The following is a 13,990-nucleotide window of genomic DNA, read 5'->3' on the forward strand; positions in this document are numbered from 1 at the left end:
GAGAGCCGATGAAACTGGTGCGTCATGGTGATGTGGGCGACGAGAAGCCGGGTCTGATCGATGCTCAGGGCGGATTGCGGGATCTGTCCGGTGTCCTGCGCGATATTTCCGGTTCCGCCCTCGCGACGACGTCGCTGGAGCGGCTGCGGTCCGTCGATCCCGAAACCTTGCCGCTCCTGTCGCCGGAGACACGCCTCGGTCCTTGTGTCGGCGGAACGCGCAACTTCATCGCCATCGGGCTGAACTATACCGATCACGCGGCGGAGATCGGCGCGGATATCCCGGCCGAGCCGATCGTCTTCAACAAGGCGCCGTCCTGCATCTCCGGTCCCAACGACCGGGTCATTCTGCCGAAAGGGTCGGCCAAGACGGATTGGGAGGCGGAGCTCGCCATCGTCATCGGCGCACGTGCATCCTACGTCCATGCCAACGAGGCTTTGTCCTATGTGGCCGGCCTCTGCCTCTGCAACGACGTCTCCGAGCGGGAGTACCAGTTCGATCGCGGCGGGACATGGAGCAAGGGCAAGGGCTGCCCGACTTTCGGCCCCCTCGGGCCCTGGCTGGTGACGCTGGACGAGATCCCCGACCCGGCGGCCCTCGACATCTGGCTCGACGTGAATGGCGAGCGGATGCAGACGGGGTCGACATCGAGGATGATCTTCGACGTCGCCCAGATCGTCGCCTATCTCTCGCATTTCATGATGCTGGAGCCGGGCGACGTGATCACCACGGGAACGCCCCCCGGCGTCGGCATGGCGCGCAAGCCTCCGCGTTTCCTCAAGAGCGGGGACGTGATGACCCTCGGCATCACCGGCCTCGGTGAGCAGCGGCAGGAAATCGTCGCCTTCGACGATTGGACCGCGAAGGTCGCGGCCGGCGAACCGACTCATTGAAACGGGGCGGGGATCGAAATCCCCGCTCGCTCGTCTCCTCTGCTAGAGGCAGCTTGGCCGGTAACCTGCGTCGCGCGGCCCGGCCCATGGCAGTTGGAAGGACCTAACCTTGAGCATCGGACTGATCGCCCTCCTCGACGACATCGCGGGGCTCGCCAAGGTCGCGGCCGCTTCCCTCGACGACGTCGCCGGGCAAGCCGCCAAGGCCGGTGCGAAGGCGGCAGGCGTCGTCATCGACGACGCCGCCGTGACGCCGCGCTACGTCGTGGGCTTCGCGGCCGAGCGCGAATTGCCGATCGTGGGCAAGATCGCCATCGGTTCGCTGCGCAACAAGATGCTGTTCCTGCTGCCGGCGGCCCTGCTGCTGCAGGCCTTCGCTCCCTGGGCCATCACCCCGCTGCTCATGCTCGGCGGGGCCTACCTCTGCTACGAGGGCACCGAGAAGGTCTACGAGGCGCTGTTCCCGCACAAGGCGCATGCGCATGAGGCCAAGCTCGACGCCGATGCCGGCGACGGCGCGGCTCTGGAAGCGCGTAAGGTCTCCAGCGCGATCAAGACGGATTTCATCCTGTCGGCGGAGATCATGGCGATCTCCCTGGCCTCTCTTCCGGAAGGCAGCATCTGGACGAAGGCGATCGTGCTCGCGGTCGTCGCCATCGGCATCACGGTCTTCGTCTATGGCGGCGTCGCGCTCATCGTGAAGGCGGACGATGCCGGGGTCGCGATGGCGAAGAACAATTCGGCGTCCGTGTTCGGCAGCGCGATCCGCGGCTTCGGCCGTGCCCTTGTCAAGGGCATGCCGGTCTTCCTGCAGCTTCTGGCCATCATCGGCACAGCCGCGATGATCTGGGTCGGCGGCGGCATCCTCGTCCATGGTCTCGAAGGTTACGGCCTGCCCCAGGTCGCCCACGTGATCCACGAAGCCGCTGCTGGCAGCGCGAAGATGGTGCCGCCGGTCGGACCCGTCGTCGAATGGATCGTCACCGCCATCGGCTCCGGCATCGTGGGCCTCGTGGTCGGGGCTGCGCTGATTCCGATCACGAGTTACCTCATCGCGCCGCTCTGGTCGGGCCTGTCGGGATTGCGCGGCAAGACGGCGTGAGGGGGCGATCCTGGCCGGCCTGAAGCCAAATGCATCGGGGCATGCGGCCGGCCCGGCTTGATTTTCCGGCGAAGATTCGCCTCATGGGGCCATGACTGACACCGTGGCCCCCCTCTCCCCCTTCCCCGCCACCGAGATCCCTGCGATCCGGCACGATTGGACCGTGGCGGAGATCCAGACGATCCACGACCTGCCGCTCCTCGACCTCGTGTTCCGGGCGGCTCAGGTCCACCGCGCGCATAACGACCCGGCCGATATCCAGCGCGCCGCCCTGCTGTCGATCAAGACCGGCGCCTGTCCCGAGGATTGCGCCTATTGTTCGCAATCGGCGCATCACAAGGGCACCGGCCTGCCGCGTGAGCGCCTGATGGCGGTGGACAAGGTGCTGCAGGAGGCCGCCGCCGCGAAAGCCGCTGGCGCCCATCGTTTCTGCATGGGTGCCGCCTGGCGCCAGCCCAAGGACGGGCCGGAATTCGATGCGGTCCTCTCCATGGTGCGCGGTGTCCGCGGCCTTGGAATGGAAGCCTGCGTCACGCTCGGCATGCTCACCCCGTCCCAGGCGGGCCGCCTCGCCGAGGCCGGGCTGACCTCCTACAACCACAACCTCGATACCGGCCCGGATTTCTACGGCGACATCATCTCGACGCGGACCTACGAGGATCGCCTCAACACCCTTCAGAACGTGCGCGATGCCGGGATCGGCGTTTGCTGCGGCGGCATCGTCGGCATGGGCGAGGGCGTGAAGGACCGCGCGGCGATGCTCCAGGTGCTCGCCAACCACGCCCCCCATCCCGAGAGCGTTCCGATCAACGCCCTGGTGGCCGTCGAGGGGACACCTCTCGAGGACCGTCCGCCCGTGGACCCGCTCGATCTCGTCCGGATGTGCGCCACCGCCCGCATCGTCATGCCGAAGGCGCGTGTGCGTCTCAGCGCCGGCCGCAAGGGGCTCACCCGCGAAGCGCAGATCCTATGCTTCCTCGCCGGCGCGAACTCGATCTTCTACGGTGAGCGTCTTCTCACCACGGCCAATAACGAGACCGACGCCGATGCGGAACTGCTTCGCGACATCGGCATCACCGTGCCGGGCCTGACCCTGGCGGCGGCGGAATAAGCTCAGAGCGAAATCGGCGCGCGGTCCGGGATCACGATCCGGAAGCGGGCGCCCTCGCCTTCCTGCGTCTGATCGAGGGTTAGACGCCCGCCCTGAAGCTGGATCAACTCGGCGGCGATCGGCAGGCCGAGCCCCGTCCCCCCCGCGCGCATCGACCCCTCGAAGGGCGCGAACAGGTTCGCTCGCGCCCGTTCGGGAAGCCCGGGTCCGTTATCCGAGACGACGACGGTCAGGTTTCCCGAACCCGGCTTACCGTGGCGGCTGGCCTCGATCTCGATGACCGGATCGGGCGCTCCGGCTTTCTCGGCGCCCATGGCCTGCACGGCGTTGCGCACGATGTTGGTGAGCGCCCGCGAGAACTGGTCCGGATCGATCTCCACCTCGATATCCGGCTCGCATACGACGCGGATCGTCACGCGTGACGCGTCGTCGAGCCTCGCCAGATCGGACAGTTCGGCCAGCAGCGGTGCGAGCTGGATTGTGCGCCGCTGCGGCATTGCCTCGGTCGCCCGACCATAGGCCAAGGTCTCCTCACAGAAACGGATCGCCCGGCCGAGCGTGGCGAGGAGGCGGGGGGCGATACGCTCCACCGCCGGGTCGGACACCGCCTCGAGGCGGTCTCCGAGGAGCTGGGCGGTGGTGAGGAGATTGCGCAGTTCGTGGTTGATCTTGCTCACCGACAGGCCAAGCTCGGCGAGGCGGCGCTTCTGGCGTAGCTCGCCCGCGAGCGCCGTCTCCATACGGGCGAGGGCCACCTCAGCGTGGCCGATCTCGTCGGTCCTGCGCGAGGGCGTGATGATGCGGTCGCTCCCCTGGGGATCGTCCGCGAATTCCGTGATGTTGCGGGCGAGGCGCCGAACCGGGCGCACGATGATCCGCTGCAGCATCAGAAAGACGAGGCCGGCCACCGTGGCGGCGATCGCCAGCGACGAGAGCAGCAGACGATCGGCGAAGTCGATCAGCGCCTCGCGCAGGGGCGCCTCGTCGAGCAGGATCTCCACGAGGTCGAACCCGTCCCGCCCATGGCCAATGACCCGGATCGGACCCTGATTCTCGGAGAAAACGGTCCGCCATGCCCCCCCGATGGAGGTGATCCAGTCATGCGAGCGCAGATCGACATGGCCGGTGACCTCCGACGGCACGGCGTCCACCGCGAGCAGGCGGCGTGTGCCGTCGCCGCGAACCGCGATGGCGCTGGCGCCGACACCCTTCAGAAGATGCCGGGCCAGTTCATCCGAGACATGCTGATCCGGCGAGGCATCGAGGACCAGAGCGGCGATCTGCGCGGCGGCGATCCGGTCCGACAGCCACATGCGCCGATAATTCGCGACGGTGGGCACGTAGATCAGGATTTCGACGAGGGCGACGAAGGCGATGGTCACGAGGAACAGCCGGCCCGACAGGCCGAGATGTCGGCCGATCCCCGCCCGAGCCTCCGCTGCGACGGGGACAGGTGATTCCATGTCGGCGCGTGGCGTCGCGTCCATCACGGGGTCCCGATCATCCCTGCTCCCGGGTTTCTTTGCTCGTCCCGGTTGCCCCGGCGCGGCACCGGGCCAGCACCGACACTCCGTTCCCTCGGCGTCGAACGACACATGTCGATCTTGTTGTTTGCATGACGGTTACGCTTCGCGCGCGGCCCCGTCGAGTACCCCCGCAATGGGGTTCTGGCGTGAGGGGCTAGGACGGACCCGCGCGTCTGCGGGCGAAGCGGCGTCTCAACACGATGGAGAGGAGCGCGAAGGCGGCGATCCCGCCGAGGCCCGCGGCTGTCTTGACGGTGACCAGCGACCGCAGGGACAGGGCCTCGTCGCACGCGACGGCGCCGCTCTCCAGGCAGGCCGCTTTGGCGGCTTCGTTGGCCGCGATGACGTCCTCGATCGCCGCTCCGGCCGCCGCATAGACGAAGGCGCCGGGGGCCAGGCCAAGAAACGTGGCGAGCACGAAGGTACGCAGGGATACGCCGAAGGCCGCCGGGGCGAGGTTGGTCATCCAGAACGGAAAGATCGGCAGGAGCCGCAGGACGAGGATGTAGCCGAACGCGTCGTCGCGAAAACCGGCGGCCAGACGTCCGAGGCGCGGTCCGGCGCGGGTGACGAGAAATTCCGACATCGGACCACGGCCGATGGAGAAGACGATCGCCGCCCCGGTCGTCGCCGAGACGAGGGCGATCCCCGCCCCGGTGGTCGTCCCGAACAGAAAGCCCGACAGGATGGTCAGCACCAGCGAGGCGGGCACGGACACGATCACGCAGCCGATATAGACGAGGCAGGCGATCCCGATCGACCGCAACCGGTCCTCGGCCACCGCCTCCATGAGCGCTGCGCGATAGGACACCAGGCGATCGAGGCTGAAGAGATGCGGCGCTCCGGAGACGAGCACACCCAGCGACAGGGCCACCAGGGCGAGGACGGGCAGCCACCGCATGGCGCGTCGGAGCGCGCCGCTCGAGTTGCGTGTCATGTCCCCGCTTCGCCGCGCCGGATCAGCCGGCCTTCCGCATCCTCAGGATCTTGAAGAAACCACCGGGAAAGGTCGGCGAGACGCCGATGAACTCGACGCCGTTGCGCTGAGCCCAGGCCTCGATCCGGGTCGATTTGAACGCCGAGGACCAGCCGATCTTGGTGCAGAGCGGCGCCACGATTTCCTCGACCTTGGCCACGGCCCCCTTGGTCTGGCCGAAATGGTTGGCGAGCACGATCTCTCCGCCCGGCCGCACCACCCGGAGGAATTCCGACAACGCGGCCTCCGGGTCGGGCACCAGGGTGATCAGGAACTGCGCGACCACGGCATCGAAGCTGGCATCGGCATAGCCGAGACGGCACACATCCATCACTTGAAGACCGCGGACATGGGTGAGCCGGCGGCGGAGTACCTTGGCGCGGGCGCGCTTCAGCATGTCTTCGGAGAGATCGACGCCGCAGACGAAACTGCCCGCCGGATAATAACCGAGCGATAAGCCGGTGCCGACGCCGGCCTCCAGGACGCGCGGCCCGCAGGCGGTGGCGGCCATCACTGCATCGCGCGCGGCAGGCTCGGTCAGCTTGTCGTAGACGACGTCGTAGACCGGTGCCCAACGGGCATAGGCCTTGCGCATCAGGGCCGTGCTCGGACCGGCCTGCGGCTCGCTCAGCATATCGTCTCTAGATCCTGCGGATGGGAAGGTTTTGGCTTGGGTCTGCGGGTCGGCGTCAGGCGGCTTGCGCCGCTCCGGCTGCCAACGCGTCAATGCGACGAATGGTGCCGCCGCCGAGCACACGTGAGCGTGGGCCGTCATCGGCATAAATGACGCAGGCCTGGCCCGGAGAGACGCCGTCTTCCGGTGTGGCCAGAACGACCTCGGCAGCCGCCCCGTCCCGATCGACCGTCAGATGCGCGGCGCGTGGCTCCCGGGTCGAGCGGACCCGCACGGCCACCGGCATGTCGACGACCCCGCCGGGGGGCATGCCGCCGAGCCAGTTCAAGTCGTCGAGCCGGATGCGGCTGGTGGCCAGGGCGGAACGCGGACCCACCACCACGCGGGCGGAACCCGGCTCCAGGCGGATCACGTAGAGTGGCTCTCCGACGGCGAGGCGAAGGCCCTTCCGCTGCCCGATCGTGTAATGGATGATGCCCTCATGCTGGCCGAGCACGCGGCCTTCGAGATCGACGATGTCGCCGGCGCGCGCCGCATCCGGCCGCAGCTTGGCGATGACGTCGGCGTAGCGCCCCTGAGGCACGAAGCAGATGTCCTGGCTGTCGGCCTTCTCGGCAATGGCGAGGCCGAGTTCACGGGCGAGGCGACGGGTCTCGTCCTTCGGCATTTCGCCCAGGGGGAAACGTAGGAAATCGAGCTGCTCGGCTGTGGTGGCGTAGAGGAAGTAGCTCTGGTCGCGGGCCGGATCCAGGGCGCGGTAGAGGCCGCGCCCGCCGGCTTCGAGGGGGCGACTGGCCACGTAATGGCCGGTCGCCAGCACGTCGGCATCGAGGTCGCGGGCGGTGGCCAGAAGATCGCGGAACTTGATCGAGCGGTTGCACTCGACGCAGGGGATCGGCGTCTCGCCGGCCAGATAGCTCTCGGCGAAACGGTCGATCACCGATTCCCGGAAGCGGTCCTCGTAATCGAGGACGTAGTGCGGGATGCCGAGCGTCTCGGCGACCCGGCGCGCATCGTGGATGTCCTGGCCCGCGCAGCAGGCACCCTTGCGATGGACCGCCGCCCCATGGTCGTAGAGCTGCAGCGTGATCCCAACGACATCGTAGCCCTGTTGGCTGAGAAGGCCTGCCACCACGGAGGAATCCACGCCGCCGGACATGGCGACGACGACACGTGTCTCGTGCGGGGCCTTGGGGAGGTCGAGGGAGTTCATCACGTCACGGGTTCGCCGGCAGGCCGCAGCGCCCGCATATGCGGAGTCTATAGCGATCCTGAGGTCGAACTTCCAGGCACGCGCGAGGCGGGGCTCGCATACCGGAGCACCGAACCCGGCAAATCCTGCCGGGACGGGGACGATTTCGCCGGGTAGCATCGATAAGATTCAAAAGGCTGGGAAAAATGTTGCTGTTAAATCAACGGGTTGCGGCGCGTGGGCCGTGGCTCGAAGTTTGCGCGGTGGGGGCGAGGAGATGACGCCCCATGGCCACCACGTCGATCAGCGGAGAAAAGGGCGTGCGGTTGGCGAGCGCGGTCGCCGCGCGTCCTGCCATGCCTCTTTCGGCCGCTTCCGATGGCCTCGAACGTTTCAGCATCCCGGTCGAAGGGCCAAGCTCGGGCGCGATACCGGTCTCAAGCGGAGCGGCAGAGCCGAAGGCGGCGACCCGCGACGGTGGAGCAGCCAAACCTGTCGCTACGGCGTCGCTGGGTTCGGCGATCGCGCAATCCGCCCTGCCGATCTCGGATCTGGTCCGGTCGGCAAAGGCTACGATCCCGTCGTCACCGCCTTCGACAGACAGTGCCGCAGGACAGATGGCGGATGCGGCCGAGACAGGACTGCCGCGAGCCCGAGAGGACGAAGATCCGGCGACGCCGCCGAGCGAGGCCGGCCTTGGCGGTTTCCCGTGGCTGAGCGAGCAACGGACCAATGTTGTCGCCGAGCCAGCTCAAATGCCGCAGCAAGGCGGCAAGGCAGGCTTGCCAGTCATCGACGGCGCCGAACCTTCGCCCGTGCAGGCTCGGCAGGGGCAGGTCCCGGACGCTCCGCCGGGTCAAGCCTTGCTGCCCATTGCGGGAAACGGTCGTCTGTCCGCCTCCCGGGTTCAGACCGGAAGTGCCTTGCCTTCCTCGACCTTGCCTTCCTCGACCTTGCCTCCCTCGACAATGGTACAGGCGGCCGCGACCGCTCCGATTCAGGCCATCGTTTCCGAGGCTGCGGAGGCCAACCCGGTCACGACGGCGGAAGAGCCGAGCGAGGACGTGGCGGTCCCAGCGGACGGTATGGTGCCCGATGCGACCGGCATGATGACTCTCGCCTTCGCTCCGCCCGAATCCGTCGCGCTTCCGCCCGCGGCGAACGCCCCCGCGATGGCGACACAGGCCGGTGCCGCGCCCCCTCCGAACACCGGGGAAATCGTTTCACACGGCATAGGCGCTGCGAAAGCCGCCGACGGTCGCCCTGCCGCCCTCCCCGCACTCGGAACCGACCGCTCGGCCTCCTCCGAGCGCGAGACCATATCGGTCAAGGCTTTCGACGAGTTCGCTTCCGGTTCGGCGACGGCCCCCGGCGATCTCGCTTCAGCCCCAGCCACGCCGTTCGGCCTTGCGCCGGCGGCCCCGCTTCCCGCGCCCGCACCAGAACCCGCCAGCCTCCTCCCCCAGGCCCAAGCTGTGCCGGTCCCCCTCGGCGCGGTGGCGATGACCATCGGGCTGCGGTCGTTGGCCGGGTCCAACCGTTTCGAAATCAGCCTCGATCCCAAGGATCTCGGACGGATCGACGTGAATCTCGACATCGACAAGGACAACGGCACGGTCACTGCGCATCTCACGGTCGATCGGCCGGAGACCCTGGCCCTGCTGCAACGCGATGTCGGCAACCTGCAACAGGCCCTGTCACAGGCCGGTTTCGACTCAGGGGATGTCGGCATCAACCTGTCCCTGCGCAGCGACACCGGCTCCACCGGGGGCAATGGCGCCGAGCGGGATGGCGGGGGCAGCCGCGACGGCCGTTCCGGCAATGGCGGTGCCGACCTGAAAGAACAACGCCTTCCCAACGACGCCGTGCCGCTGCGAATGCTGCGCGGTCTCGGCGGTCTCGACATCCGAATCTGAGGACACTGCCATGACATCGGGCATCACCGGAGCTTCGAGCAGCTCCTCCATCACGAACCCGAATACCGCCACCGGCGCTTCGCAGGAGATCGCCGGTAATTTCCAGCAGTTCCTGACCCTGCTGACGACACAGCTCAAGAACCAGAACCCGATGGACCCGCTGGACACCAACCAGTTCACGCAGCAACTCGTGCAATATGCCGGCGTCGAGCAGCAGCTGAAGTCGAACGACCGGTTGGACTCGATCCTCAACAATGCGAAGGCGTCCAGCGCCGCAGCAGCGACCGGCTTCATCGGTCAGAGCGTGACGGCGGACGGGCGGGTCGCCAACCTGAAGGATGGTTCGGCGGTCTGGACGCTGACCCCGGCGCGGGCCGCCAAACAGGCGACGATGACGATCAGCGATGCCAAGGGCAACGTGGTGGCGACACAGTCGAAGGCGCTGACCGCGGGTGCGCAGACTTTCGCCTGGGACGGGCGATCCACATCGGGTTTCACCTCCGCCAACGGCAGCTACTCGATCAAGATCGATGCGTTCGACGCCACTGGTGCACAGGTTAGCGTCGATACGCAGGTTGCCGGAAAAGTCGATGGCGTCGATCTCAGCGGTACAGAACCGGTGCTGCTGATTGGCAATTCGCGGCTGCCGATATCGAGCGTTCAGAACATCGGAGCCGGGTTGTCCACATGATCATGGGAAAAACGAATCAGATGCAATCGATCCGCTTCAACATATCTTAAGCGGGCGCAAGTACCTTCCTGGCTCGACAGGTCAGTCGAGTTGTAGAGCGTATCATGACCGAACCAAGCCGCCCGAGAGTCAAATACGTCATCGGGCCAGATGGCAGTCCGTTGACCATTGCCGATCTTCCGCCGACCACGACCAGACGGTGGGTTATCCGCCGGAAGGCGGAAGTCGTCGCAGCCGTACGTGGCGGACTTCTCAGTCTCGAGGAAGCCTGCCAGCGCTATACCCTCACCACCGAGGAATTCCTGAGCTGGCAGTTCTCCATCGACCAGCACGGTCTCGCCGGATTGCGCACCACCCGCATCCAGCATTACCGCCACTGAGGTCAATGGAGTTCGGCGTCCGCTCCGGATGCCGAGACAATGCCTCGGACCACCGTCGATCCACGAAAGAACCGCGCCCCCTCAAGGGCGCGGTTCTTTCGTTATAGGGACCGCCGCGGCAGGACCGAGCCACACCCTTTTCTCATTCGTTAAGACAATCGTTAACCGAACGCTAACCACGGCCTGGGCAAATTTTGCCGAGTGAGCGCGGCTCTTCCGTCGCTCCGATTCGGGTGGGTGCGTCGCGTCGTGAAGTCGGTTCTCGAACTGGTGACGAAGTTGGGACCGGCACGGCTCGCGGCCATGGCGGCCGTGACGCTGACGTTGATCGGCTTCTTCGCCTTCGTCATCCTACGCGTCTCGAAGCCCGATATGGGTGTCCTCTTCGCCGACCTGTCGATGCAGGATTCGGGCGCCGTGATCCGCGACCTCGATGCGCGCGGCATCAAATACGAAACACGGGGCGATGCCGGCCAGACCATCATGGCGCCTCGGGCCGACCTGCCGCGCCTGCGGATGGACCTCGCCGGCAAGGGTTTGCCCAGCGCTTCCGGCGTCGGCTACGAGATCTTCGACAAGGGCGATGCGTTCTCGTCGACCAATTTCGTTCAGAACGTCAATCATTTGCGCGCGCTCGAGGGCGAGCTCGCACGCTCGATCCGGGCCATCGGCCGGGTCCAGGCCGCGCGCGTGCACCTCGTCATACCGGAGCGCCGCCTGTTCGAGCGCGACCGCGAATTGCCGAGCGCCGCCATCGTGCTCAAGCTCGTCGGTGACATGGACCCGTCCCAGGTCCGCGCCATCCGTCACCTCGCCGCTTCGGCGGTGGAAGGCCTGAAGCCGGAGCGGATCTCCATCGTCGACGAGCGCGGCCGCCTGCTGGCGGACGGGGCACGGGGTGCTGAGGCCGAGACCGGCGCCGGCATGGAGGAGAAGCAGGTCGGCCTCGAGCGCCGCCTCCGGTCCCAGATCGAGGAGATCGTGGCCGGTATCGTCGGCGCGGGTCGCTCGCGGGTGCAGGTCACCGCGGAGCTCGACCGGAACCGCATAGAGAGCCGTTCGGAGACCTTCGATCCAGAGAGCAAAGTCATCCGTTCGACCCAGACCCGCAGCGAAAGCGCGCTCACCGGGGGGACAGAGGGCGCCGTGACGGTCGGCAACGAATTGCCGGGCGCCAACCAGCCGACACCGAATCCCAACTCGAAGGATTCCACGAAGAAGGACGAGGAGACCACGAATTATGAGATCTCCCGCGTCACCAAGACGGTGGTCGAGGAAGGCGGACGTCTGAAGCGCCTGTCCGTGGCGGTCCTCGTCGACGGCGCCTACGTGCCGGGGGCCGATGGCCGGCCTGTCTATCAGCCGCGCCCCGCCAACGACATCGAGCGGATCGCCACCCTGGTCCGCACCGCCATCGGGTACGACAAGGACCGGGGTGACCAGGTCGAAGTGGTCAACCTACGTTTCGCCGAGACGCCCGCTCCCGTCGAGTTCACCGAGCCGTCGCTGATCCAGTCGTTCCTGGCGCCGTCCAAGGAAGACGTCATGCGGATGGTCGAACTCTCCGTGCTTCTGATCCTGACCGTGATCGTGCTGATGGCCGTGGTCCGTCCCCTTCTACGCCGCGTCCTCGCCTCGGAGCCCGCCCAGGCCATCCTGATGGCGGGTCCGGCACTGGCCGGCGGCGAGCCGGGCCCCGACCAGGTCCTGGTGGCACGCGACAACCCCACCGCCCGCCTCGTCGACTTCGCGCAGCTGAACGGCAAGGTCCAGGCGGAGACCGTCCAACGGGTGGTGGACATGGTCCGCGGCAGTCCGAGCGAGACGGTAGAGGTCCTGCGCAACTGGATCCACGACAGTTGAGCGGGTGGGCGATGGTCTTCGAAACGGCAGCCACAACGGTGAAGAGGAGTGAGGCATGTCCTCGGGGTTGAGCGTCATCCCGGATCAGGAAATCGGCAAGGCGGGCTTGAACGCCATGACCGGCGCCCAGCGCGCGGCTGCGCTCCTCCTGCTCCTCGGCGAGACGGAGGGCGCGCCGATCTGGCAGATGCTCGACGAGGAAGAGGTCAAGATGGTCTCGCACGCCATGGTCCAGCTCGGATCATTGGAGGCGGAGACCGTCGAGAGGCTGATCGTGGATTTCGTCTCGCGGCTCTCCTCGGGCGGCGGCATCACCTCGAACTACGAGCGCACCGAATCGCTGCTTCTCAAGATCTTTCCCACCGAGCAGGTCTCGGCGATCATGGCGGAAATCAAGGGCGCTTCGGGCAAGCGGGTCTGGGCGAGCCTGACGCAGATCGACCCCGAGATCCTCGCCTCGTTCCTGCGTAACGAATACCCGCAGACGGTGTCCGTCGTGCTGTCGAAGGTGCGGCCGGATTACGCCGCCAAGGTCCTGACGATCCTGCCCGAGGATTTCGCCATCGACGTCCTCAACCGCATGCTGCGGATGGAGACCGTGCAGAAGGAAGCCCTGCGCCATATCGAGGAGACCTTGCGCGTCGAGTTCGTCTCGACCATCGCGCAGACCACGCGGCGCGACGCCCATGAACTGATGGCGGACGTGTTCAACGCTTTCGACCGCCAGACCGAGGGTCGGTTCCTCGCGGCCCTGGACCAGGCCAATCGCGGCTCGGCCAAGAAGATCCGCCAGCTCATGTTCACCTTTGAGGATCTGCTGAAGCTCGATGCGGGCAGCGTGCAGACGCTGTTGCGCAAGGTCGACACCGATACCCTGTGCCGCGCGCTCAAGGGCGCCGACGAGCGCGTGCGCAACTTCTTCCTCAAGAACATGTCTACCCGCGCGGCCAAGAACATCAACGACGAGATGGGCTCGCTGGGGCCGATTCGGCTCAAGGACGTCGATGAGGCGCAAGCCAAGATGACCGAGCTCGCAAAGGAACTGGCCGAGAAGGGTGAGATCATGATCGCCAAGTCCAGTGGCGAAGAGGAGCTGGTCTATTGAACGCCCGCCGGTTCCTGTTCGACACCGACTTCCGGCCGCGCGAGGGCGCGACTGTCTCGCCGAAGGAGGCGGCGGCGCTGGCCGAGGCCGTGGCGCAGGCCCATGCGAGGGGTGTCCAGGAAGGGCGCGCCCAGGCCGAGGCCCAGGCCCAGGCTCGCATGGCGGATGCCCTCACCCGCGTCGGCCTCGCCGCCGCCGGCCTCATCGGCCAGGCGGATTCGCGGGACGCGGCCCGCGAGGAGGAGGCCATGGCCTTCGCCGTATCCCTGGCGCGTCGTATCGCCGGCGATGCCCTCGATGCCCATCCGCTGGCGGCGATCGGCGACGCGGCGCGGGCCGCCCTGCAGCACCTGCGCGGCGTGCCGCATCTCGTCGTGCGCGTGAACGACAGACTGGTGGACGAAGTCGAGGCGCTGGTGAAGAGCCTCGCCCGCGAGCGCGGCTTCGAAGGGCGTCTGATCGTCCTCGGGGAGCCCGACCTCGCCCCCGGCGATGCCCGCATGGAATGGGCCGATGGCGGGGTGGTGCGTGACCGTGCCCGTATCGAGGCCGCCGTGCTCGAAGCCATCGGCCATCCTCTCGAATCCTGATCCGTCGACGA

15 protein-coding genes are annotated in these 13,990 nt (G+C 67.0%); 9 read left to right on the forward strand and 6 right to left on the reverse strand.

The window, feature by feature from the left end; genetic code table 11:
* Positions 1-8: 8 nt before the first annotated feature.
* The 3 genes from ACYQOP_RS23755 to bioB all read left to right on the forward strand — a co-directional run bounded on the left by ACYQOP_RS23755 (position 9) and on the right by bioB (position 3,106).
* Positions 9-893, forward strand: a complete 885-nt coding sequence (locus tag ACYQOP_RS23755) for a fumarylacetoacetate hydrolase family protein (protein WP_461224521.1) — start codon at positions 9-11, stop codon at positions 891-893.
* Between the two features lie 109 nt (positions 894-1,002).
* Positions 1,003-1,995 (forward strand): DUF808 domain-containing protein, encoded by a 993-nt coding sequence (locus ACYQOP_RS23760; protein ID WP_461224523.1) that lies wholly within the window; start codon positions 1,003-1,005, stop codon positions 1,993-1,995.
* A 91-nt stretch (positions 1,996-2,086) separates the two neighbouring features.
* Positions 2,087-3,106, forward strand: coding sequence for a biotin synthase BioB (gene bioB, locus ACYQOP_RS23765; RefSeq protein ID WP_461224525.1), 1,020 nt, complete (start codon positions 2,087-2,089; stop codon positions 3,104-3,106).
* A 2-nt stretch (positions 3,107-3,108) separates the two neighbouring features.
* Here the strand turns inward: bioB and ACYQOP_RS23770 are convergent, their stop codons facing one another.
* The 6 genes from ACYQOP_RS23770 to ACYQOP_RS23795 all read right to left on the reverse strand — a co-directional run bounded on the left by ACYQOP_RS23770 (position 3,109) and on the right by ACYQOP_RS23795 (position 8,294).
* Entirely contained in the window at positions 3,109-4,593 is a 1,485-nt protein-coding gene (locus ACYQOP_RS23770; RefSeq protein WP_461224527.1) for a sensor histidine kinase, read from the reverse strand.
* Between the two features lie 193 nt (positions 4,594-4,786).
* Entirely contained in the window at positions 4,787-5,569 is a 783-nt protein-coding gene (locus tag ACYQOP_RS23775) for a TVP38/TMEM64 family protein (RefSeq protein ID WP_461224529.1), read from the reverse strand.
* 22 nt (positions 5,570-5,591) lie between these two features.
* Positions 5,592-6,242, reverse strand: coding sequence for a class I SAM-dependent methyltransferase (locus tag ACYQOP_RS23780; RefSeq protein WP_461224531.1), 651 nt, complete (start codon positions 6,240-6,242; stop codon positions 5,592-5,594).
* Positions 6,243-6,297: 55 nt separating this feature from the next.
* On the reverse strand, positions 6,298-7,455 hold the full coding sequence (gene mnmA, locus ACYQOP_RS23785; protein ID WP_056423793.1) for a tRNA 2-thiouridine(34) synthase MnmA: 1,158 nt from the start codon (positions 7,453-7,455) through the stop codon (positions 6,298-6,300).
* Between the two features lie 199 nt (positions 7,456-7,654).
* Entirely contained in the window at positions 7,655-7,792 is a 138-nt protein-coding gene (locus ACYQOP_RS23790) for a hypothetical protein (protein ID WP_461224533.1), read from the reverse strand.
* 226 nt (positions 7,793-8,018) lie between these two features.
* A complete protein-coding gene (locus tag ACYQOP_RS23795; RefSeq protein ID WP_461224535.1) occupies positions 8,019-8,294 on the reverse strand; it encodes a hypothetical protein in 276 nt (91 codons plus the stop codon).
* Between the two features lie 108 nt (positions 8,295-8,402).
* On the opposite strand from ACYQOP_RS23795, the gene ACYQOP_RS23800 reads away from it, so the two are divergent.
* The 6 genes from ACYQOP_RS23800 to ACYQOP_RS23825 all read left to right on the forward strand — a co-directional run bounded on the left by ACYQOP_RS23800 (position 8,403) and on the right by ACYQOP_RS23825 (position 13,979).
* Entirely contained in the window at positions 8,403-9,350 is a 948-nt protein-coding gene (locus tag ACYQOP_RS23800; RefSeq protein WP_461224537.1) for a flagellar hook-length control protein FliK, read from the forward strand.
* Between the two features lie 10 nt (positions 9,351-9,360).
* The gene (locus ACYQOP_RS23805; RefSeq protein ID WP_056423787.1) at positions 9,361-10,041 is read left to right on the forward strand and encodes a flagellar hook assembly protein FlgD; all 681 of its coding nucleotides are present in this window, start codon (positions 9,361-9,363) and stop codon (positions 10,039-10,041) included.
* Positions 10,042-10,145: 104 nt separating this feature from the next.
* Positions 10,146-10,421, forward strand: a complete 276-nt coding sequence (gene sciP, locus ACYQOP_RS23810; protein ID WP_018044452.1) for a CtrA inhibitor SciP — start codon at positions 10,146-10,148, stop codon at positions 10,419-10,421.
* Positions 10,422-10,670: 249 nt separating this feature from the next.
* Positions 10,671-12,284 (forward strand): flagellar basal-body MS-ring/collar protein FliF, encoded by a 1,614-nt coding sequence (gene fliF, locus ACYQOP_RS23815; RefSeq protein ID WP_461224540.1) that lies wholly within the window; start codon positions 10,671-10,673, stop codon positions 12,282-12,284.
* Between the two features lie 55 nt (positions 12,285-12,339).
* Positions 12,340-13,389, forward strand: a complete 1,050-nt coding sequence (gene fliG / locus ACYQOP_RS23820) for a flagellar motor switch protein FliG (RefSeq protein WP_461224542.1) — start codon at positions 12,340-12,342, stop codon at positions 13,387-13,389.
* A complete protein-coding gene (locus ACYQOP_RS23825) occupies positions 13,386-13,979 on the forward strand; it encodes a FliH/SctL family protein (RefSeq protein ID WP_056423783.1) in 594 nt (197 codons plus the stop codon). The genes fliG and ACYQOP_RS23825 overlap by 4 nt, the downstream gene beginning before the upstream one ends.
* Positions 13,980-13,990 lie beyond the last annotated feature (11 nt).

This window comes from Methylobacterium sp. CM6247 (assembly GCF_054817925.1).